The organism is Luteimonas sp. e5 (genome assembly GCF_054031035.1).
Genome location: NZ_JBSTRX010000003.1, coordinates 348,770 through 372,706, shown reverse-complemented (window position 1 = coordinate 372,706; position 23,937 = coordinate 348,770). Strand labels below are relative to the sequence as shown.

At 68.1% G+C, this 23,937-nt stretch carries 18 protein-coding genes; 12 read left to right on the top strand and 6 right to left on the bottom strand.

Annotated features, from left to right (window positions below; translation table 11 throughout):
* The first annotated feature begins 2 nt into the window (after window positions 1-2).
* Window positions 3-3,437 (top strand): hybrid sensor histidine kinase/response regulator, encoded by a 3,435-nt coding sequence (locus ACW11F_RS10795; protein WP_456996914.1) that lies wholly within the window; start codon window positions 3-5, stop codon window positions 3,435-3,437.
* 6 nt (window positions 3,438-3,443) lie between these two features.
* On the opposite strand, the gene ACW11F_RS10790 is transcribed toward ACW11F_RS10795, so the two are convergent.
* The 3 genes from ACW11F_RS10790 to acs form a co-directional block, all read right to left on the bottom strand.
* Window positions 3,444-4,238 carry a M48 family metallopeptidase gene (locus ACW11F_RS10790; protein WP_456996913.1) on the bottom strand — a complete coding sequence of 265 codons (795 nt, stop codon included), beginning with the start codon at window positions 4,236-4,238 and terminating at the stop codon, window positions 3,444-3,446.
* Between the two features lie 10 nt (window positions 4,239-4,248).
* The gene (locus ACW11F_RS10785; RefSeq protein WP_456996912.1) at window positions 4,249-4,917 is read right to left on the bottom strand and encodes a response regulator; all 669 of its coding nucleotides are present in this window, start codon (window positions 4,915-4,917) and stop codon (window positions 4,249-4,251) included.
* 135 nt (window positions 4,918-5,052) lie between these two features.
* The gene (gene acs, locus ACW11F_RS10780) at window positions 5,053-7,005 is read right to left on the bottom strand and encodes an acetate--CoA ligase (protein ID WP_456996911.1); all 1,953 of its coding nucleotides are present in this window, start codon (window positions 7,003-7,005) and stop codon (window positions 5,053-5,055) included.
* A 169-nt stretch (window positions 7,006-7,174) separates the two neighbouring features.
* Between acs and ACW11F_RS10775 the strand changes: the two genes are divergently transcribed.
* The 3 genes from ACW11F_RS10775 (at window position 7,175) to ACW11F_RS10765 (ending at window position 10,636) form a co-directional block, all read left to right on the top strand.
* The gene (locus ACW11F_RS10775; RefSeq protein WP_456996910.1) at window positions 7,175-8,515 is read left to right on the top strand and encodes a DcaP family trimeric outer membrane transporter; all 1,341 of its coding nucleotides are present in this window, start codon (window positions 7,175-7,177) and stop codon (window positions 8,513-8,515) included.
* Between the two features lie 70 nt (window positions 8,516-8,585).
* The gene (locus tag ACW11F_RS10770; RefSeq protein WP_456996909.1) at window positions 8,586-8,903 is read left to right on the top strand and encodes a DUF485 domain-containing protein; all 318 of its coding nucleotides are present in this window, start codon (window positions 8,586-8,588) and stop codon (window positions 8,901-8,903) included.
* 32 nt (window positions 8,904-8,935) lie between these two features.
* Window positions 8,936-10,636, top strand: a complete 1,701-nt coding sequence (locus ACW11F_RS10765) for a cation acetate symporter (RefSeq protein WP_456997098.1) — start codon at window positions 8,936-8,938, stop codon at window positions 10,634-10,636.
* Window positions 10,637-10,701: 65 nt separating this feature from the next.
* Here the strand turns inward: ACW11F_RS10765 and ACW11F_RS10760 are convergent, their stop codons facing one another.
* Window positions 10,702-11,067 carry a hypothetical protein gene (locus tag ACW11F_RS10760; RefSeq protein WP_456996907.1) on the bottom strand — a complete coding sequence of 122 codons (366 nt, stop codon included), beginning with the start codon at window positions 11,065-11,067 and terminating at the stop codon, window positions 10,702-10,704.
* Window positions 11,064-12,248, bottom strand: coding sequence for a DesA family fatty acid desaturase (locus ACW11F_RS10755; RefSeq protein WP_456996906.1), 1,185 nt, complete (start codon window positions 12,246-12,248; stop codon window positions 11,064-11,066). The genes ACW11F_RS10760 and ACW11F_RS10755 overlap by 4 nt, the downstream gene beginning before the upstream one ends.
* 151 nt (window positions 12,249-12,399) lie before the next feature.
* Between ACW11F_RS10755 and mutM the strand changes: the two genes are divergently transcribed.
* The 3 genes from mutM to ACW11F_RS10740 all read left to right on the top strand — a co-directional run bounded on the left by mutM (window position 12,400) and on the right by ACW11F_RS10740 (window position 16,705).
* Window positions 12,400-13,212, top strand: a complete 813-nt coding sequence (gene mutM, locus ACW11F_RS10750) for a bifunctional DNA-formamidopyrimidine glycosylase/DNA-(apurinic or apyrimidinic site) lyase (RefSeq protein ID WP_456996905.1) — start codon at window positions 12,400-12,402, stop codon at window positions 13,210-13,212.
* Between the two features lie 71 nt (window positions 13,213-13,283).
* On the top strand, window positions 13,284-13,856 hold the full coding sequence (locus ACW11F_RS10745; RefSeq protein ID WP_456996904.1) for an ECF-type sigma factor: 573 nt from the start codon (window positions 13,284-13,286) through the stop codon (window positions 13,854-13,856).
* Window positions 13,856-16,705, top strand: coding sequence for a protein kinase domain-containing protein (locus ACW11F_RS10740; protein WP_456996903.1), 2,850 nt, complete (start codon window positions 13,856-13,858; stop codon window positions 16,703-16,705). The genes ACW11F_RS10745 and ACW11F_RS10740 overlap by 1 nt, the downstream gene beginning before the upstream one ends.
* Before the next feature lie 30 nt (window positions 16,706-16,735).
* Here ACW11F_RS10740 and ACW11F_RS10735 read toward each other — a convergent pair whose 3' ends face one another.
* Complete coding sequence (locus tag ACW11F_RS10735) at window positions 16,736-17,362, bottom strand: thymidine kinase (RefSeq protein WP_456996902.1); 627 nt, start codon at window positions 17,360-17,362, stop codon at window positions 16,736-16,738.
* A 99-nt stretch (window positions 17,363-17,461) separates the two neighbouring features.
* Between ACW11F_RS10735 and ACW11F_RS10730 the strand changes: the two genes are divergently transcribed.
* The 5 genes from ACW11F_RS10730 to ACW11F_RS10710 all read left to right on the top strand — a co-directional run bounded on the left by ACW11F_RS10730 (window position 17,462) and on the right by ACW11F_RS10710 (window position 23,932).
* Window positions 17,462-19,438, top strand: coding sequence for a UvrD-helicase domain-containing protein (locus tag ACW11F_RS10730; RefSeq protein ID WP_456996901.1), 1,977 nt, complete (start codon window positions 17,462-17,464; stop codon window positions 19,436-19,438).
* Between the two features lie 111 nt (window positions 19,439-19,549).
* Window positions 19,550-20,200 (top strand): hypothetical protein, encoded by a 651-nt coding sequence (locus tag ACW11F_RS10725; protein WP_456996900.1) that lies wholly within the window; start codon window positions 19,550-19,552, stop codon window positions 20,198-20,200.
* On the top strand, window positions 20,197-21,627 hold the full coding sequence (locus tag ACW11F_RS10720) for an XVIPCD domain-containing protein (protein WP_456996899.1): 1,431 nt from the start codon (window positions 20,197-20,199) through the stop codon (window positions 21,625-21,627). Before ACW11F_RS10725 ends, ACW11F_RS10720 begins: the two co-directional genes overlap by 4 nt.
* 246 nt (window positions 21,628-21,873) lie before the next feature.
* Window positions 21,874-22,764: a 5'-nucleotidase, lipoprotein e(P4) family gene (locus ACW11F_RS10715; protein WP_456996898.1), complete on the top strand. Its 891-nt coding sequence runs from the start codon at window positions 21,874-21,876 to the stop codon at window positions 22,762-22,764.
* 214 nt (window positions 22,765-22,978) lie between these two features.
* Window positions 22,979-23,932, top strand: a complete 954-nt coding sequence (locus ACW11F_RS10710) for a hypothetical protein (RefSeq protein ID WP_456996897.1) — start codon at window positions 22,979-22,981, stop codon at window positions 23,930-23,932.
* The last annotated feature ends 5 nt before the right edge of the window (window positions 23,933-23,937 follow it).

Here is a 23,937-nt window from a genome sequence, read left to right as displayed (position 1 = left end):
GGATGATCTCGAGCTGGTCGCTGCTGCTGGTTTCCATCGCCTATGTCGGCCTGCTGTTCGGCGTGGCCAGCTGGGGCGAGCGCCATCCGCTGCCGGCGCGTTTTCCGTGGCTGCGGCCGGCGGTGTATGCGCTGGCGCTGGCGGTGTATTGCTCGTCGTGGACCTTCTTCGGTGCCGTCGGCACCGCGGCGCGCACCGGGCTGGGCTTCCTGCCGATTTATCTGGGCCCGGTGCTGTTGCTGATCTTCGGTTGGCGCATCCTGGAGCGGCTGATCCTGATCAGCGACGAGCAGCGCATCGTCTCCATCGCCGATTTCCTGTCCTCGCGTTATGGCCGCGTGCCGGGGCTGGCGGCGCTGGTCACCTCGGTGGCACTGGTCGCCGCAGTGCCCTATCTCAGCCTGCAGTACCAGGCGGTGGCGATGAGCGTGGGCGTGTTGCTGGATGCGCCCGCCGGCGAGCGCGTGCTGGCCGATCCGGCGCTGTACGTGGCGCTGTCGCTGGCGCTGTTCGCGATCCTGTTCGGCACCCGCCGCACCGATGCCACCGAACACCACCGCGGCATGATGCTGGCGGTGGCGATGGAGTCGCTGCTCAAGCTGCTGGCTTTCATTGCGCTTGGCCTGTTCGCGCTGTGGCAGCTGCGCGGGCCGCAGGCGCTGCCGCTGCTCGACGCCGGGCGCGCGATGTTCGCGCAGCCCTTGCCCGGCAGCGTGGTCACGCAGACCCTGGTCGCGTTTCTTGCCATCGTCTGCCTGCCGCGCCAGTTCCATGTCGCGGTGGTGGAATGCCTCGACGTGCGCGACCTGCGCCCGGCGCGCTGGATGTTCGGCGGCTACCTGCTGCTGTTCTCGTTGCTGGTGGTGCCGCTGAGCATTGCCTGCGTGGCGCTGTTCGCCGGCACCGGGGTGTCGCCCGACAGCTACGTGCTGGCGCTGCCGTTGCACTTCGATCAGGAGTGGCTGGCGCTGGCGGCCTACCTCGGCGGGTTTTCCGCCGCCACCGGCATGGTGATCATGGCCAGCATCGCGCTGGCGACCATGGTCAGCAACGACCTGGTGATGCCGGTGATGCTGCGCCTGCGTGGCGCGGCGGTGGGCGAGACGGTGATCGCCGGACGTCTGCTGTGGGTGCGCCGCGCCACCATCATCGCGCTGGCGCTGTTCGCCTTCGGCTACCAGCGCGTGGTGCGTGGTCACGGCAGTCTGGCCGAGTACGGCCTGCTGGCGTTTGCCGCGGTGGCGCAGTTCGCGCCGGCGCTCTTCGCCGGCCTGTACTGGCGCGGCGCGAGTCGCCAGGGCGCCATGGCCGGCACCCTGACCGGCGCGCTGGTCTGGGCCTACACCCTGTTCCTGCCCTCGCTGGTGCACAGCGAGTGGCTGCACCTGGAAGATTGGCTGGAGCATGGTCCCGGTGGCATCGGCTGGCTGCGCCCGGAGGGGCTGCTCGGCATGTCCGGCTGGGATGCGCTCAGCCATGGCGTGTTCTGGTCCCTGCTGGCCAACGTGCTGGTGCTGGTCACGGTGTCGCTGCGCCGGCGCCCGCGTCTGCGCGAACAGCTGCTGGCGCAGCCGTTCCTCGAACCCTATGCCCAGCGCGCGCCGCAGGATGCCGGTGGCCTTGCCGGCAACCTGCGCGGCAGCGACCTTCTGGCATTGGCCGAGCGCATCGTCGGCGAGCGCACCGCGCGGCGTGCCTTCGCCCGTTACCGTGGCCCCGAGGACGAGCCATGGCGTCCGGACGAAATTGCCGACCGTGCGCTGATGCAATACACCGAGCGCCTGTTGGCCTCGGCGATCGGTGCCGACTCCGCACGGCTCATGTTGACCAGTGCGCTGCGCGGCTCGGGCATGGCGCTGGGCGACGTGGTGGAGATGCTCGACCAGGCCGGGCAGGAGATGCGTTTCAACCGCCAGGTGCTGATGACCACGCTGGAAAACATCGCCCAGGGCGTGAGCGTGATCGATGCCGATCTGCGGCTGGTGACCTGGAACCGGCAATACCAGGAAATGTTCGGCTATCCCGACGGCATGCTCTACGTCGGCCGGCCGATCGCCGACCTGTTGCGCTGGAATGCCGAGAACGGCGAGATGGGCGAGGGCGACATCGAAGCGCATATCGAGCGCCGCACCGCGCATCTGCGTGCAGGCGCACCGCATGTGTTCGAGCGCGTGCGCGCCAGCGGCCAAGTCATCGAGATGCGCGGACGCCCGCTGCCCGGCGGCGGTTACGTCACCACCTTCAGCGACGTGACCGCCTACAAGCAGGTGGAACAGGCGTTGCGCGAGGCCAACGAAACGCTGGAGCAGCGCGTGGAGTTGCGCACGCGCGAGGCCGAGGCCGCGCAGCAATCCAAGGCACGCTTCCTGACCGCGGTCAGCCACGACCTGCTGCAGCCGCTGAATGCCGCGCGCCTGTTCACCAGTGCATTGCGCGAAAGCGGCGATGGCGACGAAGCGCGGCATCTGGGTGAGCGCGTGGATGCGTCGCTGCGCGCGGCCGAGGACCTGCTCGAGGGCCTGCTCGACATCTCGCGGCTGGATGCCAACGAGCTCAAGCCCGAGCTTGCCCTGTTCGATGCCGGCGAATTGCTGCACGAGCTGGCCGCGCAATATGCGCCGATCGCCCGCCAGCGCGGCCTGGCCCTGCGCGTGCGCACGCCGCGGGAATGCATCGTGCGCAGTGATCGCCGCCTGCTGCGCCGCGCGTTGCAGAACTTCATCGCCAACGCCATGCGCTACACCCGCGAAGGCGGCGTGCTGCTGGCGTTGCGCCGACGTGGTGCGGAGGTTGCGCTGCAGGTGTGGGATACCGGGCCGGGCATCCATCCGAACCATCTGCAGGAAATCTTCGAGGAGTTCCGTCGTTTCGCCCTGCCGGGACAGGGCGAGCGCGGGCTGGGCCTGGGCTTGTCGATCTGCCAGCGCATCGCACGCACCCTCGACCACCGTCTCGAAGTGCGCTCGCGCATCGGTCGCGGCAGCATGTTCGCGATCTTGGTGCCGCGCGGCGCGGCGCTGGCAGCAGTGCCAGCGTCGGGTGCGCCGCCGCCGGCGGCGCTGGATCAGGGCCTGGCCGGCATGCGCGTGTTGTGCGTGGACAACGACCCGGACATCCTCGATGGCATGCGCGCGCTGCTGGCACGCTGGCAGGTGCAGGCCCATCTGGCGTCCGACGTGGACGGCGCCATGGCCCTGCTCGGCCGCGAAGCACCGCAGGTGCTGCTGGTCGATTACCACTTGCACGACCGCCTGCACGGGCTGGAACTGATCGACACGCTGCGCGAAGCCGCCGGGCGGGCGCTGCCGGCCGCCTTGCTGACCGGCGATGGCAGCGATGCGATCAAGCAGCAAGCCAAGGCGCGCGCGGTGGTGGTGCTGACCAAGCCGGTGCGCCCGGCTTCGTTGCGCGCGTTTCTTGCCGCGCAACAGACCTGAGCCGGCTCAGCCGGCGAGCCGGTGCAGGCGCGCCTTGATCCGGCGACCTTCGCGGTGCAGGTAGTCGCGCTCGTCCCGCCAGTCGGGGCGGCGCGCGGCGACTTCACGCCAGAACGCCGGTGAGTGGTCGCGATGGAGCAGATGACACAGCTCGTGCACCAGCACGTAATGCAGTGCCGAGGGCTGTGCCAGTGCCAGCGACAGGTCCAGCGCGACCACGCCGGCCGGTGACAGCGAGCCCCATTGCGAGGTCATCGGCTTGATCACCAACCGGCTTGGCGGCTGCGGCAGGCCCGGCAACAGTTCCGGCAGCCAGCGGCCGATGTCCGCGCGCATGCCGGCGCGACAGAAATCGTGCAGCGCGCGGCGCAGGCGGCTCGCCGGCAATGCCTGCGCGCCGGCAACCCCGCCGCGCAGCTCGAAGCACAGCGCATCGCCCTCCAGCTGCAGGCGGGTGCTGCGGCCGTCGCGCCAATGCAGCGGCCAATCCTTGCCACGCCAATGCAGCTGCGTGGTGATGCCGGCCTGCAGCGTGCCGCCGCCGTCCACCTCCAGCTGCCGCAGCTGCGTCAGCAGCCAGTCGCGATGGCCGTGCAGGAAGGCCAGTGCCGCGCGTTCACTGCCGCGGGGCGGGAGGGTCAGGCGCGGGCCGCGCTCATCCACCGCCAGCCGCAGATGACGGGCACGGGCATGGCGGATAAGGCGCACGTCGACCTCGCGTCCATCCTCCAGCCGCAGTGCCAGATGCTGCGCTTCACTGCGTTGTGCAGGGCGCGCGAACAGGCGCGACAGCACGCTCATTCGGGCGACCTCATTCGTCCTCGGGCGGCGCCTGCACGCTGTCCGGGTCCACCGCCAGGCGGCTGGCCAGCAGCACCGCCTGGGTGCGGTTGTGCGCGCCGAGCTTGCGCAGGATCGCGGTCATGTGTGCCTTGATGGTGGCTTCGGACACGCCCAGCTCCCAGGCAATCTGCTTGTTCAGAAGGCCGGTGCACAGCATCTGCAGCACGCGGAACTGCTGCGGGGTCAGCTCGGCCACGCGACGCGCGATCTCGCGTTCGTCCTCGTCGCCGGCGGGCGCCAGCTGCGCCGCCTGTGGCGGCACCCAGCGCTCGCCATCCAGCACCTGGCGCAGCGCCTCGCCGATGCTCACGGCATCGGCCGATTTGGGGATGAAGCCCATCGCGCCATGGTCCAGCGCACGTCGCATCAGCGCCGGTTCTTCGCGTGCCGACACCATCACGATCGGCAGCTGCGGATGCTGCGCGCGCAGGTGCACCAGCGCCGAAAGCCCGTGCACGCCCGGCATGTTCAGATCCAGCAGCAGCAGATCGGCATCCGGCGCCGCCTCGACCATCGCGTACAGGCCGTCGGCGTCCTCGGCTTCGCGGATCTCGTGGTCGGCCAGCAGCCGGCTGATCGCGCCGCGCAGTGCCTCGCGGAACAGCGGATGGTCGTCGGCGATCAGGATCAACGGCATGATGCGCCGAGTGTAGGGGAAGCCGCCGCCCGCTGCAGTCGCGGATGGCGGGCGCGGCGATGTTCGCGACATGCAAACAAACGGGGGTGGCCGCCCGCGCAGACACCCCCGCGTCATGCCCCGTGTGCGCTGGGCTTATGCGTTCCTGCGATCGCGCACCAGTGCATCGACCACCGCCGGGTCGGCCAGGGTCGAGGTGTCGCCCAGCTGGTCGGGCGCGTCTTCGGCGATCTTGCGCAGGATGCGGCGCATGATCTTGCCGCTGCGGGTCTTGGGCAGGGCCGGGGCCCATTGCAGGAAGTCGAGGCTGGCGATCGGGCCGATTTCCTTGCGCACGTGGCCGTTGAGTTCCTTCTTCAGTTCCTCGCTGGGCGCCTCGCCGTCCTTGAGGGTGACGTAGGCGTACACGCCCTGGCCCTTGATGTCGTGCGGGAAGCCGACCACCGCGGCCTCGGCCACCTTCGGATGCGCGACCAGCGCGCTTTCCAGCTCGGCGGTGCCGATGCGGTGGCCGCTGACGTTGATCACGTCATCCACGCGGCCGGTGATCCAGTAGTAGCCGTCCTCGTCGCGGCGGCAGCCGTCGGAGGTGAAGTACATGCCCGGATAGGTCTTGAAATAGGTGTCGATGAAGCGCTGGTGATCGCGCCACAGGGTGCGTGCCTGGCCCGGCCACGAGTCGGTGATGACCAGGTTGCCATCGACCGCGCCTTCCAGCACGGTACCGCCGGTATCGACCAGCGCCGGGCGCACGCCGGGCAGCGGCAGGGTGGCCGAGCCGGGCTTGAGGTCGGTGGCGCCGGGCAGCGGCGAAATCAGGATGCCGCCGTTCTCGGTCTGCCACCAGGTATCGACGATCGGGCAGCGCTCGTCACCGACCACCTGGTGGTACCAGCGCCAGGCTTCGGGGTTGATCGGTTCGCCGACGCTGCCGAGCAGGCGCAGCGACTGCCGCGAGGTGCGCTTGACCGCGTGCTCGCCCTCGCGCATCAGTGCGCGGATCGCGGTCGGCGCGGTGTAGAAGATGGTCACCTGGTGCTTGTCCACCACTTCCCAGAAGCGCGAGGCATTCGGCCAGCTGGGCACGCCTTCGAACATCAGGCTGGTGGCGCCATTGGCCAGCGGGCCATAGACGATGTAGCTGTGGCCGGTGATCCAGCCGACGTCGGCGGTGCACCAGTAGATGTCGTCGGGCTTGATGTCGAACACGATCTCGTGGGTGTAGCTGGCATACACCAGATAGCCGCCGGTGGTGTGCAGCACGCCCTTGGGCTTGCCGGTGGAACCGGAGGTGTAGAGGATGAACAGCGGGTCCTCGGCGTTCATCCGCTCCGGCTCGCAGGTGGTCGGCTGCCCGTCCACCGCCTTGTGCCACCACACGTCGCGGCGGGTGTCGAAGTCGATGCTGCCGTCGGTATGGCGGAACACGATGACCTTTTCCACCGTGTCGGTGCCGGGCAGCTTGAGCGCGGCATCCACGTTCATCTTCAGCGGCACGGTGCGCCCGCCGCGGCGGCCCTCGTCGGCGGTGATCACCAGCTTGCTCTGCGAATCGCTGATGCGATCGGCGATGGAATGCGGCGCGAAGCCGCCGAACACGATGGTGTGCACCGCACCGATGCGCGCGCAGGCCAGCATCGCCACCGCCGCTTCGGGGATCATCGGCAGGTAGATGGTGACGCGGTCGCCCTTGCCGATGCCCATGCCGCGCATGGCGTTGGCCAGCTGGTTCACGCGCAGGTACAGATCGCGGTAGCTGAGCTTCTGCGACGGCATCGACGGATCATCCGGCTCGAACAGGATCGCGGTCTTCTCACCGCGCTCGCGCAGGTGCCGGTCGAGGCAGTTGACGCTGACGTTGAGCTCGCCGTCCTCGAACCATTTGATGCGGAAATCGTCCTCGTTGAAGCTGACGTTGCGGATGATGGTCGGCTTCTTCATCCATTCCACGCGCTCGGCGATGCGCGCCCAGAACGCGTCCGGATCGGTGACCGATTCCTCGTATTCGCGACGGTAATCGCGATGGCGCATGTTGGCGCGCGCGGCGAACGCGGCGGGGACGTGGATGCTGTCGACGGGCCTGGACATGGGACTGCTCCGCGGTGTGGTTGAACGTGCCTGCAGTGTGCCGCAGCCCGCGCGCCGTGGCGTTAGACATTGGTCGATTGTGCGCTGCAACTTCGACCAAGGGCGAATAGGCGCGCGCCGCATATCGGTCGAACCTGCCTGCACGCCAATCCGTGCGTGGGGATGACCGATGACATACCGCGACCTGCCACCCAACCGCCGCCGCCTGCCTGCACTCGCCATCGCGCTGGCGTTGCTGGCGCCGGGCACGGCGCTGGCGCAAAGCCCGCGCGAAGCGGAACTGGAGGCGCGCGTCGCCGAGCTCGAGCGCATCGTCGCGCGCCTGTCGGCGCAGCAACAGCAAACCGTCGAGCGACTCGAACAGGCGCGCGATGAAGCCACCGCCGCGCCGCCGCTGCCCGCGCCAGGCGCGGCGCCCATGCAGGCCGCGACACCCGGCACCACCTTCAGCTACGGCGGCTTCATCAAGTTCGATGCCATGCTGACCGATACCGACGGCGGCAAGATCGCCGACGGCACTGCCGGCCGCATGTTCCACCTGCCTGCGGCGATCCCGGTCGGCGGCGTGGCGGCGGTCGATCCGTATGCGGATTTCGGCGCACAGTTCTCGCGCTTCTGGTTCAGCGCCGATCACGCCAGCGAAGACGGGCACAAGGTCAAGGCCTACATCGAAGCCGACTTCTTCGGTGGCGGCAGCGCCAACCTCGGCAACGAGACCAGCACCAATACCCATGGCGTCACCCTGCGCCACGCCTACGTGAGCTGGAACGAATGGCTGGCCGGGCAGACCTGGTCGAACTTCATGGATGTGGCGGCGTTGCCGGACGCGGTGGATTTCGTCGGCGTCAGCGATGGCACCGTGTTCGTGCGCCAGGCGCAGCTGCGCTACAGCCGTGGGCCATGGAGCTTCTCGCTGGAGAATCCGCAGACCACGGTGCAGGGCTACCAGGGCGCGCCGCGCTACAACAGCGGCGACAACGCGTTCCCGGATTTCACCGCGCGCTGGCAGCAGCGTGGCGATTGGGGGCATGTCTCGGTGGCGGCCCTGCTGCGCCAGTTCAAGGTGCCGAGCGATTACCGCCAGGGCGTGTCGCTCAGTGTTTCGGGCAAGGCCAACCTGGGGCCGGATGACGATATCCGCTTCGCGCTCAACCATGGCCGCGGCATCGGCCGCTACCTCGCCTTCGGTCTTGCCCCGGACGTGGCCATCGATCTTGATGGCGGGCTGCATCCGGTCGATGGCAGCGGCGGCTTCGTCGCCTGGCGCCACGTGTTCGCGCCACGCCTGCGCGGCAACCTGATGGCCGCGGCGGCACGCATCGACAACCCGGTCGACTACACCGGCCTCGGCATCACCCGCAGCAGCCATTCGCTGCACGCCAACCTGATCTGGTCACCGATTCCCAGGCTCGACCTGGGCGCCGAGATCGGCTGGGGCGAGCGCAAACTCGAAAGCGGCCAGTCGGGCGACTTCAAGCGCGTGCACACCAGCGTCAAGTACAGCTTCTGATGCGCCGCCACGGCGCGTCACCCTTGCGTCGGCGCGGGCCGGCGTTCACTTCCCGGCAGTGGAGAGAGCAATGAACGAACAACTCGACCCGATGATGGCCCGCATCGAGGCCAATCCGAAATACCAGCAACTCAAACGCCGACGCAACCGCTTCGGCTGGACCCTGACCATCCTGATGTGGCTGGTCTATTACGGCTACATCGGCCTGATCGCGTTCGACAAGGAACTGCTGTCGCGACCGCTGGGCGAAGGCGTGACCACGCTGGGCATCCCGATCGCGGTCGGCGTGATCCTGTTCACCATCACCCTGACCGGCATCTACGTGTTCCGCGCCAACAGCGAATACGACCGCCTCACCCGCGAAGTGCTCGAGGAGGCCGCGCAATGAAGCTCTCGTCCAATCCTGCCGCGCGCGCGGCAATGCTGCTGGCACTGGCGACGTTTTCCGGTCTTGCGCTGGCCGCGCCGGATGTCGGTGCCACCGTCAAGCAGGCCACCAACTGGACCGCGATCAGCATGTTCGCGGTGTTCGTGGTGGCCACCCTGTGGGTGACCAAGTGGGCGGCCGGGCGCACCCGCTCGGCGGCCGATTTCTATACCGCCGGTGGCGGCATCACCGGCTTCCAGAACGGCCTGGCGATCGCCGGCGATTACATGTCCGCGGCGTCGTTCCTGGGCATTTCCGCGGCGGTGATGGCCAGCGGCTTCGATGGCCTGATCTATGCCACCGGCTGGCTGGTGGGCTGGCCGATCCTGACCTTCCTGCTCGCCGAACGGCTACGCAACCTCGGCAAGTTCACCTTCGCCGACGTCGCCGGCTATCGCTTCAAGCAGGGCCCGATCCGCGCCTTCGCCGCCAGCGGCACGCTGGTGGTGGTGGCCTTCTACCTGATCGCGCAGATGGTCGGCGCCGGCTCGCTGATCAAGCTGCTGTTCGGTCTGGACTACTGGATCGCGGTGGTGCTGGTCGGCGTGCTGATGATGATCTACGTGCTGTTCGGCGGCATGACCGCGACCACCTGGGTGCAGATCATCAAGGCGGTGCTGCTGCTGTCGGGCGTGACCTTCATGGCGATCATGATCATGTCCAAGTACGGCTTCAGCTTCGAGCGCCTGTTCGCGCACGCGGTCGAGGTCAAGTCGGCGATCGCCGGCAATGCCGGTGCCGGGCCGGATGAGGCGCGTGCCAGCGGGCTGGCGATCATGGGCCCGGGCGGCTTCATCAAGGATCCGGTCTCGGCGATCAGCTTCGGCATGGCGCTAATGTTCGGCACCGCCGGCCTGCCGCACATCCTGATGCGCTTCTTCACCGTTCCCGATGCCAAGGAAGCGCGCAAGTCGGTGTTCTGGGCAACCACCTGGATCGGCTATTTCTACCTGCTGATCTTCATCATCGGCTTCGGCGCGATCACCCTGGTGCTGACCAACCCGGAGTTCGCCGACACCGTGCGCGGCGTGATCCACGGCGGCGAAGGCGCCAGCAACATGGCCGCGGTGCTGGTGGCCGATGCGGTCGGCGGCGACCTGTTCCTCGGCTTCATCTCGGCGGTGGCCTTCGCCACCATCCTCGCGGTGGTGGCCGGGCTGACCCTGTCCGGTGCCTCGGCGGTCTCGCATGACCTGTATTCGACCGTGTTCAAGCAGGGCAAGGCCGACAGCGTCACCGAGCTGCGCATCTCGCGGTTGACGGTGCTGGCGCTGGGCATCATCGCGGTGCTGCTGGGAATCGCGTTCGAGAAGCAGAACATCGCGTTCATGGTCTCGCTGGCGTTCGCGGTCGCGGCCTCGGCCAACTTCCCGGTGCTGGCGCTGTCGATCCTGTGGAAGGACATGACCACCCGTGGCGCGGTGATCGGCGGCTTCCTCGGCCTGATCTCGGCGGTGGTGCTGACCGTGCTCAGCCCGTCGGTGTGGGAGGCCACGCTGGGCAACCCTGCCGGCAGCGCACCGTTCCCCTACACCTCGCCGGCGCTGTTCTCGATGAGCCTGGCCTTCATCGGCATCTGGCTGTTCTCGATCACCGACAAGAGTGCGCGTGCGGCCAAGGATCGTGCGGCGTTCAAGGCACAGCAGATCCGTTCGGAAACCGGCCTCGGAGCCTCGCGCGCCTCGGCGCATTGAGTGCAACCGGGAGTGGGCATGGGACGACGCCGGCCACGTGCCGGCGTCGTCGTTGAGGCGCGCTGTCAGCGTGGCGGTGCCGCCAGCTCGCGCGCGTCGAGATAGCCGTCGCGGTTCACGTCCTGGCGACGGAAGGTGGCCTCCAGCGCGGCGCGATGCTCGACCCGGCTGAGTGCACGGCCACGGCCACCGGGCTGCTCGTGCGGTTGCAGCACGCCGTCGCGGTTGCGGTCCATGCGCTCGAAGCCATGGCTCATCCAGGCCAGGTATTCCTCGAGCGATACGCGGCCATCGCCGTCGCGGTCGATGCGCGCGAGGTAGCCGTCGATGCTGCCGGGCGTGGCCGCGGCCTGCCGTGCCGACGCCGTGCCTGCGGAGGCTGCCGCAAGCAGGACGCAGCAGGCGATGCCGATGCCGCGCGCCGGCTTCATGCCGGCTTCAAGGCATAACCGCGCAGGCGTTGGGCGAAGGCCTGCAGCGAGGCGATGCCGCTGGCCTCGGCCTCGCGGCACCAGTCCTGCAGTCGGTGCAGCGATTCACTGGCATTGGCCGAGCGCGCTTCCAGCAGCGCCGCCAGGCGGCGACGGTGTTCGACCAGCGCCTGCAGGCGCGGCGAGCGGGCCACCCAGGCCTCCAGCTGGGCGCGGCATTCGGGCGCCAGCCAGCGGCCGTCATCGACCAGGCCGCGGCGCAGGCGGCGCGGCAGGCGCATGTCCGGCGCCTCTTCGCGCAGCGCCGGCTTGAGCACCCGGCGATGGAAGTCGGTCATCGCCTGGAAGCGGTGCGCGAGCAGCGCGCGCAGTGTTTCCAGATCCGGCATCGGGATGTTCGGGCGCACGTCCAGGGCCGGTGCCACGCGCAACACGCGCGCCAGGCGCATGGCCTGCAGCACGCGGATCACCGCCCAGCCGATGTCGAATTCCCAGCGGCGCAGGGCGAACTTGGCCGAGGACGGGAACGCGTGGTGGTTGTTGTGCAGTTCCTCGCCGCCGACCCACACGCCCCAGGGCACCAGGTTGGTGGCGGTGTCGCCGGTTTCGAAATTGCGATAGCCCCACCAGTGGCCGAGGCCGTTGACCACGCCCGCGGCCCAGAACGGGATCCATGCCATCTGCAAGGCCCAGGCCGCGATGCCCTTGATGCCGAAGGCAGCGAACAACAGCAGCAACAGCAGCGCCGGGCCCCAGCTGGCCAGCGGGGTGTACACGCGGCGCTCGATCCAGTCATCCGGGCAGCCTTTGCCGTACTGCTCGATGCAGGCGGTGTCGCTGGCGGCATCGCGGTACAGCTCCACGCCGCGCCAGAACACGCGGCCGAGGCCCTTGTGCATCGGGCTGTGCGGGTCGTCCTCGGTTTCGCATTTGGCGTGGTGCTTGCGATGCACCGCGGCCCATTCGCGCGCCACCATGCCGGTGCTGAGCCAGCTCCAGAAGCGGAACACGTGCGCCACCAGCGGATGGAAGTCCACCCCGCGATGCGCCAGCGAGCGATGCAGATACAGCGTCACCGCGAAGATGGTGAGCTGGGTGGCGATGAGGAAATACAGTCCCAGCCCCAGCCAGCCGATGCCGCTGAAGCCGTGGACGAGGAAATCGAGGATCGGGGAAGGCATTGGCGGTCGCGCATGTGGGAGGGAGACAGCACGATGATGCGGCCCGCGCGGTGAATAATCCATTGCGGCCACGGCGCGCGTTCATGCACGGGCTTTTGCGGCGACGCATTCGCCCCCATGCTGGAACTGTCCGTCGCCGTTTTCCGCAACCGTGCCCGAGCTGCCCGAAGTCGAAACCACCCGCCGCGGCCTGGAGCCGCATCTGCTCGGCCGCCAGGTGCGTGCGGTCGAGCTGCGCCGTCCCGACCTGCGTTGGCCGATCCCGGCGCAGTTGCCGGCGCTGCTGGCCGGTGCGCGCATCCACGCGGTGCGCCGCCGCGCCAAGTACCTGCTGCTCGACACCACCGCTGGCAGCGCGCTGTGGCATCTGGGCATGAGCGGCAGCCTGCGCGTATTGCCGGGCGATATCCCGCCGCGCCTGCACGATCACGTCGACGTGCTGCTCGATGATGGCCGCATCTTGCGCTTCAACGACCCGCGCCGCTTCGGCTGCCTGCTGTGGCAGGCGCCGGGGGAGCTGCACCCGCTGTTGCGCGGGCTCGGCCCGGAGCCGCTGGCGGACGAATTCGACGGCGACCATCTGTTCCGGCGTGCGCGTGGGCGCCGCAGCGCGGTGAAGACGATGCTGATGGATCAGGCGGTGGTGGTCGGGGTCGGCAACATCTATGCCGCCGAAGCCCTGTTCGCCGCCGGCATCGATCCGCGCCGTCAGGCCGGGCGCATCTCGCGCGAGCGCTACCGGCGCCTGGCTGAGGCGGTCAAGCACATCCTCGGCCATGCCATCGAGCGCGGCGGCACCACCCTGCGCGACTTCATCAGCCCCGACGGCCTGCCCGGCTACTTCGAGCAGGAATTGCTGGTCTATGGCCGCGGCGGGCAGCTCTGCCGCGCGTGCGGCACGCGCCTGCGCGAAGTGCAGCTTGGCCAGCGCAGCAGCGTGTGGTGCCCGAGCTGCCAGCGCTGAACGCGTCGCGTCATTCCGGCAGCTCCCGCATGCTGCGCTTGCGCTCAGCCGGCGGGGGATAAACTCGAACCATGCACAACGCGTCCGAAGGCATCACCCAATGGCTGGATCAGGCCCGCGGCGGCGATCGCGCGGCGCTGGACCGGGTGTTGCAGGCGCTGTACCACGAGCTGCACGCGATGGCGCGGCGGCAATTGGGCGGTGGCAATGACGACACCCTCGATCCGACCGCGCTGGTGCACGAGGCCTATCTCAAGCTGGCCGGCCAGGAGCAGGCCGAGTTCGCCGACCGCGGCGCGTTCTTCGCCTATGCCGCCAGCGCCATGCGCAGCGTGGTGGTGGATCATGCGCGGGCACGCGTGGCGCTCAAGCGCGGCGGCGGACAGACCCTGCAACGGGTGGCCGAGCTGGCCGAGAGCGTGGATGACGGCATTCGCCTGGACGAGGATCTGTTGTCGTTGGATCGCGCTCTGGGCCAGTTGCAGGAGCTGGACCCGCAACTGGCGCGGGTGGTCGAGCTGCGCTATTTCGCCGGTCTGTCCGAGGCGCAGATCGCCGAGCTCATCGAACGCTCCGAGCGCAGCGTGCGACGTGACTGGCAGAAGGCACGGATGTTCCTGCTGCGCATGTTGCAGGGCGGCTGATGGATCGCAGTCGCTGGCAACGGCTGTCGGCCGAGCTTGATGTCCTGATCGAGCTGGATCCGGCCGCGCGCGAGGCGCATCTGGCCACGCTGCAGGCCGAAGACGCCAACTTCGTGAGTGACCTGCGTGAGCTGCTGGCACAGCAGGCCAGCACGGACAGCCTGCTGGACTCACCGCTGGTGACCGCGCCACCGGGCCCGCGCGAGGGCGAGGAAGTCGGTCCGTACCGGCTGATCAAGCTGCTCGGCGAGGGCGGCATGGGCCAGGTCTGGCTGGCCGAACGTTCCGATGGCCTGTACCAGCGCCGTGTCGCACTCAAACTGTTGCGTCCGGGGCTGGCCGACCCCGGCCTGCGTCTGCGCTTCACCCGCGAGCGTGAAATCCTCGCGCGTCTGGCACACCCGCACATCGCACGCCTGCTGGATGCCGGTATCGGCGCCAACGGCCAGCCTTACCTGGCACTGGAGGAGGTCGAGGGCGAGGGCATCCTGCATTACTGCCGTTCACGCGGCCTCGGCCTGCGCCCGCGCCTGGAGCTGTTCCGCCAGGTATGCGAGGCGGTCAGCCATGCGCATGCCAACCTGGTGGTGCACCGCGATCTCAAGCCGTCCAACATCCTGGTCAATGCCGAGGGCGAAGTGCGTCTGCTGGACTTCGGCATCGCCAAGCTGCTCGATGGCGATGCCGCCGATCCGCCGGAGGTGACCCGCACCGGGGTGCGCAGCTTCACCCTGCATTACGCGGCGCCCGAGCAGATCCGCGGCGAGCCGGTGGGCACCCGCAGTGACGTGTATTCGCTCGGCGTGGTGCTGTACGAGCTGCTGGCCGGGCAGAAGCCCTACCGGCTCAAGCAGCCGACCAGCGCGCAATGGGAGCAGGCGATCCTCGCCGAGGAGCCGCTGCGCCCGTCGCAGGCAGTCGCTCGCGGTGGCGATGACGAGGTGGTGCCGGGCATCGATCGCCGGCGCTGGGCACGCATGCTTTCCGGTGACCTCGACAACATCATCGGCAAGGCGCTGTCGAAGGAGCCGGAGCAGCGCTATCCCTCGGTCGAAGCCCTGTCGCTGGACATCCAGCGCCATCTCGACGGTTTGCCGGTGCTGGCCCGGCCGCAGAGTCTGGGGTATCGCCTGCGCAAGTTCGCCCGCCGCCATGCCTTCGCCATTACCGCCACCGCGGTGGTGGTGCTGACCCTGCTCGGCATGCTTGCCTTCACCTGGCAGCAGCGCCAGCAGGCGGTGCGTGAAGCGGCGCGCGCGCAGGCACTGCAGACCTTCGTCATCGGTCTGTTCGAGAACGCCGGGGTGGCACGCAGCGGCGCGCCGCTGGAAGTGGAAACGCTGATCGATGCCGGTGAATTGCGCGGAGAGCGCGAGCTGGCGCAGCAACCACGTGCACATGCCGAGTTGTTGGGCGTCATCGCGCGCATCCGCATTGCGCTGGGCCAATACGCCGAAGCCGGGGAATTGCTCGATCAGCAGGCCACCATCCTTGCACGCATGCCCGATGCACCGCCGGGCCTGCGTCTGGAGGCCGCGACCCAACGCGGACGCCTGCAACGCCTGCAGGGCAATGTGCGTGAGTGCATCACCCTCCTCGAGCCGGCACTTGGCGCCGCGCGTCGCGCGCAGGCGCAGTTGCCGGCGCTGTCGGCGGAGTTCTATTCGCAGCTGGCGCGCTGCCGCCGCGCCAATGGTGAAAGCGCGGCGGCGCGGCCCTTGTTCGAACAGTCGCTGGCATTGCGGCGCAGCGCGCTGGGCGATGACATCGGCGTGGTCGAAAACCTCACCGACCTGGCCGCGCTTTCGGTGGACGTGGGGGATTCGGCGCAGGCGCTGCGTGGCTTCCAGGGTGCGCTGGCGCAACTGCAACGCATCGCCGGTCCACGCCACCCGCTGGCGATCGACATCCTGCGCTCGATCGGCGCCAGCGAGCTGCAGATGGGACGCAGCCGTGCCGCCAGCCTGTCCTATGCGCAGGCGCTGGCACTGTCCGACGAACTGCAGGGCAGCAGCCATCCCGGCACGCTCGCGCTGCGGCGGCAGACCGCGATGTTGTATCTCGACGAAGGCCGCATCGACGACGCGGCGGCGGAGTTTTCGCGCAACCATCCGTTGCTGCTGCAACGCCACGGCGCCACCAGCATGGAAGCCGCCGCCTCCTGGGATGCATTGGCGCAGGTGGCCGCGGAGCAGGGCGAGCACGAGCGCGCGCACGCCGATTTCCTGCGTGCGGCGCGCCTGTTGCGCGATCTCAATGCGCATGCGGCGCTGGCCGATACCCTGCAGCGTGACGCCGCGGTGCTGATCGAGGCGGGCAACGCCGAAGCAGCCTTGCGCGTGCTCGACGAGATCGATCACCTGCGTCCGCGCAATGCGCTCGGCTGGCGGCTGCGTGCCGAAGCCTGGTTGCGGCTGGGTCAGTCGGCGCGTGCGCTTGCCGCGGTGGAGGATGGCGGCAACTCGGCCGAGCTTGAACTGTTGCGCGCGCGCCTGCGTCTGGTCATCGCTGCCGCCCGCCAGGGACGTGATGCGGGTGATGGCGTGGACGAAGAGGCATCGCGCGCGGCGATCGCAGCCGACCTTGCCCGCCTGCAGGCGGCGGTGGCGGACTCGCCGCTGGATGCCGCCGGCATCGAACGCCATCTCCAGGCCCGCCTGTGGCTGGCCGAAGCGCATTGCCATGACCCGGCGCAGGCGGGTACCGCGATGGGTGAATTCGCGGCACTCGAGGCCACGCTGGAAAGCCTGCGCCCGCAGGGTGGCCGCCTGTCGCGTGAAGTGCAGCGTGCGCATGAGGCCTGCCGAGCCCGGCAGCCGGAATCCGACCCGATGCAGGCATCCTCCTGAGTGCCGCGCCCGCGCTCGGGCGTCGCGGGCTCAGGAATCCAATGGCAGCGGCGGCTGCAGCAACGGGATTTCGCCCTCGCCGCGCATCACTTTCTTGAACTCGGCACGGCTGACCGAGACGTAGCGCTCGTTGCCGCCGATTTCGACCTGCGGCCCGGCGGCCAGCGCGCGCCCGGTTTCGTCCACGCGCACGGTCATCGTCGCCTTGGCGCCGGAATGGCAGATCGTCTTGATCTCCTGCAGCTCGTCGGCCCAGGCCAGCAAGGCCGCGCTGCCGGCAAACAGCTCGCCGCGGAAGTCGGTGCGCAGGCCGTAGCACAGCACCGGGATGCCCAGTGCATCGACCACCTCGGACAACTGCCAGGCCTGTGTGCGGGACAGGAACTGGGCTTCGTCGACCAACACGCAATGCAGTGGGCCATGCGAGGCGATGTCCTCGCGCACGCGGGCAAGCAGGTCATCGTCGGCATGGAAGCGCAGCGCATCGGCCTGCAGGCCGATGCGCGAGGCGACGCGGCCTGTGCCGGCGCGGTCATCCAGCGCCGGGGTCAGGATCAGCACGCGCATGCCGCGCTCGCGGTAGTTGTGCGCCGATTGCAGCAGGGTGGTGGTCTTGCCCGCATTCATCGCCGAATAATAGAAATACAGCTTGGCCATGCGCGGATTGTAGGGCCGCGATGGCGGCCGCCGACGGGCTGTCAATCTCGACAGCCTGTTGCCGCCGCCGCACAATGGCCCGCCGCCCCGAAGTTGTCGATGCACGGTCTCAACCCCCCGCAGCGCCAAGCCGTGATGCACACCGAAGGGCCCCTGCTGGTGCTGGCCGGCGCCGGCAGCGGCAAGACCCGGGTGATCGTGGAGAAGATCGCGCACTTGGTCGGCAGCGGGCGCTATCCGGCACGGCGCATCGCCGCGATCACCTTCACCAACAAGTCGGCGCGCGAAATGCGCGAGCGCGTGGCGCGCCGCCTGCGTGGCGATGCCGGCGAGGGACTGACCCTGTGCACCTTCCACGCGCTCGGCCTGCGCATCGTGCAGATCGATTGCGCCAGGCTCGGGCTCAAGCGCGGGTTTTCGGTGTTCGATGCCGATGATGCCGCGGCCCAGGTGCGCGACCTGATGGGCGGTGCCAAGGCCGATGCGGTGCAGGCCAGCCTGGCGCTGATCTCGCGGGCGAAGAACGCCGGGCTGTCGCCGGAAGAAGCACTTGAGGCCGCCGCATCCACCCGCGAACGCGAAGCCGCGCGGTTGTATGCGCAGTACCAGGCGCGCCTGCAAAGTTTCAACGCGGTGGATTTCGATGACCTGATCCGTCTGCCGGTGCGGTTGCTGGAGGGCGATGCCGAGGCGCGGCATGCCTGGCGCGAGCGCATCGGCTACCTGTTGGTGGACGAGGCGCAGGACAGCAATGACGCGCAGTACCGCCTGCTCAAGGCGCTGGCCGGCGAGGCCGGCCAGTTCACCTGCGTCGGTGACGACGACCAGTCGATCTACGCCTGGCGCGGGGCCAATCCGGACAACCTGCTGCGCATGGGCGAGGACTATCCGGCGCTCGAGATCATCAAGCTGGAACAGAACTACCGCTGCAGCAACCGCGTGCTGCGCGCGGCCAACCACCTGATCGCGCACAATCCGCACAGCCATCCCAAGACGCTCTGGAGCGAGGCCGCCGATGGCGAGCGCATCCGCGTGTGGGAGTGCCGCGATGCCGAGCACGAGGCGGAGAAGGTGGCCGCCGAGATCCACTTCCTGCATACCGCCAAGGGTGTGCCGTGGAGCGACTTCTGCGTGCTGTTCCGTGGCAACCACCAGTCGCGCGCGCTGGAAAAGGCGTTGCAGTTGCTGCGCATCCCGTACCACCTCTCCGGCGGGACCGCCTTCCTCGAACGCGCCGAGGTCAAGGACGCGTTGGCCTGGCTGCGCCTGATCGCCAACCCCGATGACGATGCCGCCTTTCTGCGTGCGGTGCAGAGCCCGCGGCGTGAAGTCGGCCAGACCACGCTGGCACGGCTGGCGGAACTGGCCGGCGAGGCGCATTTGCCGCTCTCGCGTGCGGCCGAGTCGGTCGGCCTGCTGCAACAGTTGCCGGCACGCGCGGCCAATGCCCTGCATGGCTTCGCCGACATCGTCACCGGTTTGCGCCGCGAATCGCGCGAGGTCGCGGCGGCGGAACTGGTGCGCCGCCTGGTGCAGCGCTCCGGGCTGGATGCCGCACTCAAGGCGCAGTGCAGCAGCGAGGCGATCTATCGCATCCGCGCCGGCAATCTGGAGGAGCTGGCGCAGTGGTTCGAGGGCGCTAGGGGTGCCGGTGTGGGCGATCTCGCCGCGCAACTGGCGCTGGTCAGCCGCAACGACCGCGATGATGCCGGCAACCAGGTGCGGCTGATGAGCCTGCATGCCGCCAAGGGTCTGGAGTTCCGCTGCGTGTTCATCGTCGGCATGGAGGACGGCACCCTGCCGCACGAGGCCAGCCTCGACGAAGGCCGGCTGGAGGAGGAGCGGCGCTTGCTGTACGTCGGCATCACCCGTGCCAGGGAGCGGCTGTGGCTGTCGCATTCGCGGCGTGCCAACCGCTGGGGTGGTCCGGTGCGGCTTTCACCCTCGCGCTTCTTCGACGAATTGCCCGCCGCCGAGTTGCAACGCGACGGCGCCGACCCGGTGGCCGATGCCGCGCATCGCAAGGAACGCGCCCGTGCCGGCCTCGCCCAACTGCAGGCGCTGCTCGACGAGTGAGGGCGGCATGCGCTTGTCGGTGTCAGATCGGTGTGCTAAACCAGAGGCTGAATGGCGCAAATGCGGCTTGACCTGTCCCCCGCCGCCCGCGTCTGCCTGACGAGATCTTCCATGACCCGTTCCCTGTCCCTGCTGTCCGGCATGCTGCTGGTCGCTTGCAACCCTTCAGGTATGAGCATGCAAACCCCTGTTTCCGACACCGCGCCTGCGAGCTACCGCACCAATCCCTCCCCGAAGGAGGGCTATCGCATCCACATCACGATCAAGGATGCCCCCGGGCCGTTCGCCTGGAAGCAGGCATTGGCGCAATACGACGTGGTCAACAAGGAATGCCTGCGACCACCCAGAGACAATCCCGGCGGGCGCAGCGCCCCGGTGCCGACCGAAGACATCGAGATTCCGCTCACGCAACTGTCGGAAAACGAATACGAAGCGGTCGTGTTTGCCGACCAGATGCTGGATGAGGATTACACCGGTCGCGGGGTTTGCCATTGGGAACTGATCCAGTTCCGGATTCGCATGAAGGCCTCCGGGGGCGCGCGTGAAACACGTTTTGTCCCCGCGATTCCGAACTTCAAATTGTTGAACGAGCAGACAGAGACTGTCTTTTTCAACAAGGCTTCTTACCCGCGACGGGATTCGTCGGAGCTCGAAGAGCCATTGAGCCTCGGTTTGTCTGATCGCAGTCGTTTCGGCCCCTCCATCACCGATGACGACTTGTTTACCGTGACCTTCGAGCCGAAGAAGGAGGCGATGCCATGACGGTTTCCAGCCAGCAGCATGCCTATCTTGCCGACCATAGTTATGGCCGTGATGAGCGTGGCAACGCGGTGGACTTCAACTCACTGGTTGACAAGCAGGCGGTGATCGGAGGCGAGCGCTACAAGATCCTCGCTTTTTCTGACCAGCCCTCCGGCTACCAGGGGGTGGTGTATCAGCACGTCAACAGCGGTGCGATCATCGTCGCCCATCGTGGCACCGAGTTCGAGCGGCAGATGCTTGAAGACTTGGTGGTGACCGATGGCAGCATGGTGGTCGCGCGGCACAACCCGCAGGCGAAAGATGCGATTGACCTGACTCGAACGGCCATCTCGATGGCCGACGAGTATGCGCGTGACAACGGCGTGTCATCGCCAGCCGTGACCGTCACCGGCCATTCCCTGGGCGGCACGCTGGCCCAGATCAGCGGACACTATTTCGGCCTGAAAGGGGAAACATTCAATGCCTACGGTGCCGCCAGCCTGAACCTGCGCAACCCGGTGACCGGCAAACTCTATCGGGTGCCGGAAGAGGGCAATGACTTCGTCAACCATGTGATGGGTGCGGACATGGTCAGTGCCGCGTCACCGCATTACGGCCAGGTCCGGGTATACAGCAATGCACAGGAAATCGATACGCTGAAACGCAACGGATACGAAAACAATCGTTCCCGTATATTCGATCGCAGAAATGACGTCGGGGCTGCCATTGACACAATGCGGGGCGGTTCCCATGACATGCACAATTTCCTACCGTGGGATGGTGACTACAAGCCGGATCGACCGGTACTGAGCGACGCGCAAGCCCGGGCCGTGGCTGCCCAATACGACCCGATGCTCGACAAATATCGCGATGATGTCTCCAATCTGCGCGGGCTGACCACCACCCTGTCGCGTTCAGGACTGGGCCATTTGCAGGACGCAGTGCTTCACTTTCGCTCCCCGCTGCCGCCTGGCGAGCCAGCACGGCAGGCGGAACAACATCTTCGTCGCCGCGGGGCCTTCCTTGATCCGGAGATGCAAGGTTCTCCGGACATGCGAGATCCCGGGCATCCGGCATTCGGCCGATACCAGCAGGTCTACGCGGGTGTTTCGACGATTGATCGCAACATGGGGCGCTCGCCGGATGAACAAAGCGAGCGCTTGGCGGCTTCTTTGACCGCAGCCAGTCCGCACATCCCCGAGGTGGCCAATGTCACCCTCAGCCGCGATGGCAGCCGCGCCTTTGTCCTGGGTGCCGACAACGGGCCGAACGTGCGTGGCGTCGCCTATGTGGAAACCGCGGCCGCAATCAAGACGCCCGTGGAAGAAAGCACGCGCCAATGGCAGGCCAATGCCGAGGCCGTTGCGCTGAACAACCAGACTGCGCAGCAGCAACAAGCCCGTGAGCAGCAGGAGCAGCTGCAGCGCCGGGGTCCGGTGCTGGCCTGAGCATGCGCGTGATGCCGGCATCGCCTGCCGCATCATGATGCCGGGCAGGCCGGCAAACGGCGCAGATCAGGCCGCGTTGCCGGGAGTTTTGCCGCGCCGCGGCGTGCCATGTGACGGCACCTTCGTTCTTCTCGTCCATGCCTTGCGGCTTTTCACGGGCTGACGCTCTCCGGCTGCCCTGCGATATCGTTGAGTCCTGACCGCCCACGCCGCTGCGTGCGGCACTGCACCGCCACGAGGTTCTCCATGCATCTGACATCCCGCTTGCCGCGACCCGCCCACCTGCCGTTGCTCGCCGCGGTGTTGCTGCTCAGCGCCTGCCTGCACGCGCCGGTGGCGCCGCCCGGCACCCCGGCCACGGTGGCGGCCGACGACAATCTCAACGCCGTGGCCTGGATGCAGGGCTCGGCGGAGTATGCGCAGGTCACGCGCAGCCTGTTCCGCGCCGCCGAGGCGCGTCTGGATGCGGCATTGGCTTCCGGCGAGGACGCCCTGCCGCCTGCCGAGCGTGACCGACCTGCCGCCGACTTGCCGCCGGCGATCATCGTCGACGTGGATGAAACCGTGCTCGACAACTCGCCCTATCAGGCGCGCCTGATTGCCGAAGGCGGCGAGTTCGACGAAGCCGGCTGGGATCGCTGGGTCGCGCAGCAGAAGGCGCGACCGGTGCCCGGCGCAGTGGAATTCGCGCGTGCCGCGCAGGCGCGTGGCATCACCTTGCTGTACATCTCCAATCGCACCGAGGCGCAGAAGGCGGCGACGCTGGCCAACTTGCGTGCGGTCGGTTTCCCGGTGGCCCACGATGAAGTGTTCATGGGACTCGGCAAACAGGTCGCCGGCTGCGAACAGCAGGGCAGCGGCAAGCGTTGCCGACGCCTGCTGGCTGCGCGCGGGTATCGCATCGTGATGCAGTTCGGCGACCAATTGGGCGATTTCGTCGAGATTGCCGACAATGCCGCCGCGGCGCGCGCAGCGCAGGCGCAGAGCTACGCGTCGTGGTGGGGTGAGCGCTGGTGGATGCTGCCCAACCCCAGTTACGGCAGTTGGGAACCGGCCCTGTACGACAACCGGCGTGGCCTGCCGCGCGCCGAGCGGCGTGCGGCCAAGCGGGCAGGGCTGAACAAAGAAAACCCCTGAAATCAATAACTTGCACCGATATACTTAAGGTGTTGCATAAAGTTTGCCGGGCGGTTAACCTGCCCTTGCCACAACACGTCCTCCGGCGTTGCCGGATTTGCAAGGAGACCTCCGGTCTCCTTCTTTTTTGCCCCCGCCGATGACGCCGGTGACTTGCGGCGCGGCCAGCGCTGTGGTCAAGATGCGGGCAGGGGTTCATTTGCAGACATCATCGATGCCAATCCGTCCGTGGCGCCATGCCGGCTTGCTGAGTGGTTTGCTCGCCTGCCTTGCCCTCGTCGCCTGCACGCCTTCTGCGCCGCCAGAGCGCGAAGCGGCCGCGCCTGGCCAGGTGTTGCCGGGCGCGGACACCCCCGAGGGCGCAGTCAGTGTGCTGATCGGCCATCTGCGCCAGAACGAGCTGGACGCACTCGCGCGTGCCGCGGTGCCGGCCGCGCTGCATGCCGAACTGGATACTGCCTGGCGCGAGGGACGCAGCCGCTGGCCACTGACCGAACTGCCGCTGGATGACAGCATCCCCGGCCTGCTCGAGGCGCTGTCCGCGCCCGGCGCCGAGGCGCGCCTGCAGGCCGGCTTCAAGCGCCAGTTGGCGGGGCAGACCGCGGCGCTGCAGGAATCGGCGCGTGCGCTGGGCCTGTTCGGCAAGCAGTATCTTGGTCGCGAAGGCGGCTATGACGAACGCGAGCGCCAGCACTACACCCGCCTGATCGACGTGGTCGCCAGTTGGGCGCAGCGCGCGCCGCTGGGCGATCCGGGCCGCGGCGAGGAGAGCATTCGCATCCTGGTGCGCGCCGCCGAGCGCAGCGGCCTGCACGGCGATACGGACCTCGGCCGGCTTGGCCTGGACGAGGGCCTCAAGGCGCTGACGCCCTTGTACATCGCGCTCAAGCAGGTGCTCGGCCTGTATGGCCTGGGCGTGGATTCGGCGCTGGCCAGCTTGCGCACGGAAACTCTGGAAAGCGCCGATGGTCGTGCCCAGGTGCGCGTGCGCTACGTGCTGGACGAGAAGGAAATCGTCACCGTGCTCGATGTCGAGCAGGTCGATGGGCGCTGGTACCTGTCCGATTACCTGCGTGCGGCGCGCGAATCGCTGGTCGGCGATGCGAACGCGGGCGATGATGACGCCGAGGCAACGGCACCCGCGGCGCAAACGCCTGCTGCGCGATAATACGC

What these genes read in the sequence shown, in the direction of transcription:
- ACW11F_RS10765 (WP_456997098.1), top strand. Translation starts at nt 8,936, where the DNA reads ATGCTGCTGGCACTGGCGACGTTTTCCGGTCTTGCGCTGGCCGCGCCG.
- ACW11F_RS10745 (WP_456996904.1), top strand. Translation starts at nt 13,284, where the DNA reads ATGCACAACGCGTCCGAAGGCATCACCCAATGGCTGGATCAGGCCCGC.
- ACW11F_RS10740 (WP_456996903.1), top strand. Translation starts at nt 13,856, where the DNA reads ATGGATCGCAGTCGCTGGCAACGGCTGTCGGCCGAGCTTGATGTCCTG.
- ACW11F_RS10725 (WP_456996900.1), top strand. Translation starts at nt 19,550, where the DNA reads ATGACCCGTTCCCTGTCCCTGCTGTCCGGCATGCTGCTGGTCGCTTGC.
- ACW11F_RS10770 (WP_456996909.1), top strand. Translation starts at nt 8,586, where the DNA reads ATGAACGAACAACTCGACCCGATGATGGCCCGCATCGAGGCCAATCCG.
- ACW11F_RS10720 (WP_456996899.1), top strand. Translation starts at nt 20,197, where the DNA reads ATGACGGTTTCCAGCCAGCAGCATGCCTATCTTGCCGACCATAGTTAT.
- ACW11F_RS10710 (WP_456996897.1), top strand. Translation starts at nt 22,979, where the DNA reads ATGCCAATCCGTCCGTGGCGCCATGCCGGCTTGCTGAGTGGTTTGCTC.
- ACW11F_RS10790 (WP_456996913.1), bottom strand. Translation starts at nt 4,238, where the DNA reads ATGAGCGTGCTGTCGCGCCTGTTCGCGCGCCCTGCACAACGCAGTGAA.
- ACW11F_RS10775 (WP_456996910.1), top strand. Translation starts at nt 7,175, where the DNA reads ATGACATACCGCGACCTGCCACCCAACCGCCGCCGCCTGCCTGCACTC.
- ACW11F_RS10755 (WP_456996906.1), bottom strand. Translation starts at nt 12,248, where the DNA reads ATGCCTTCCCCGATCCTCGATTTCCTCGTCCACGGCTTCAGCGGCATC.
- ACW11F_RS10715 (WP_456996898.1), top strand. Translation starts at nt 21,874, where the DNA reads ATGCATCTGACATCCCGCTTGCCGCGACCCGCCCACCTGCCGTTGCTC.
- ACW11F_RS10735 (WP_456996902.1), bottom strand. Translation starts at nt 17,362, where the DNA reads ATGGCCAAGCTGTATTTCTATTATTCGGCGATGAATGCGGGCAAGACC.
- ACW11F_RS10795 (WP_456996914.1), top strand. Translation starts at nt 3, where the DNA reads ATGATCTCGAGCTGGTCGCTGCTGCTGGTTTCCATCGCCTATGTCGGC.
- ACW11F_RS10760 (WP_456996907.1), bottom strand. Translation starts at nt 11,067, where the DNA reads ATGAAGCCGGCGCGCGGCATCGGCATCGCCTGCTGCGTCCTGCTTGCG.
- ACW11F_RS10785 (WP_456996912.1), bottom strand. Translation starts at nt 4,917, where the DNA reads ATGCCGTTGATCCTGATCGCCGACGACCATCCGCTGTTCCGCGAGGCA.
- acs (WP_456996911.1), bottom strand. Translation starts at nt 7,005, where the DNA reads ATGTCCAGGCCCGTCGACAGCATCCACGTCCCCGCCGCGTTCGCCGCG.
- ACW11F_RS10730 (WP_456996901.1), top strand. Translation starts at nt 17,462, where the DNA reads ATGCACGGTCTCAACCCCCCGCAGCGCCAAGCCGTGATGCACACCGAA.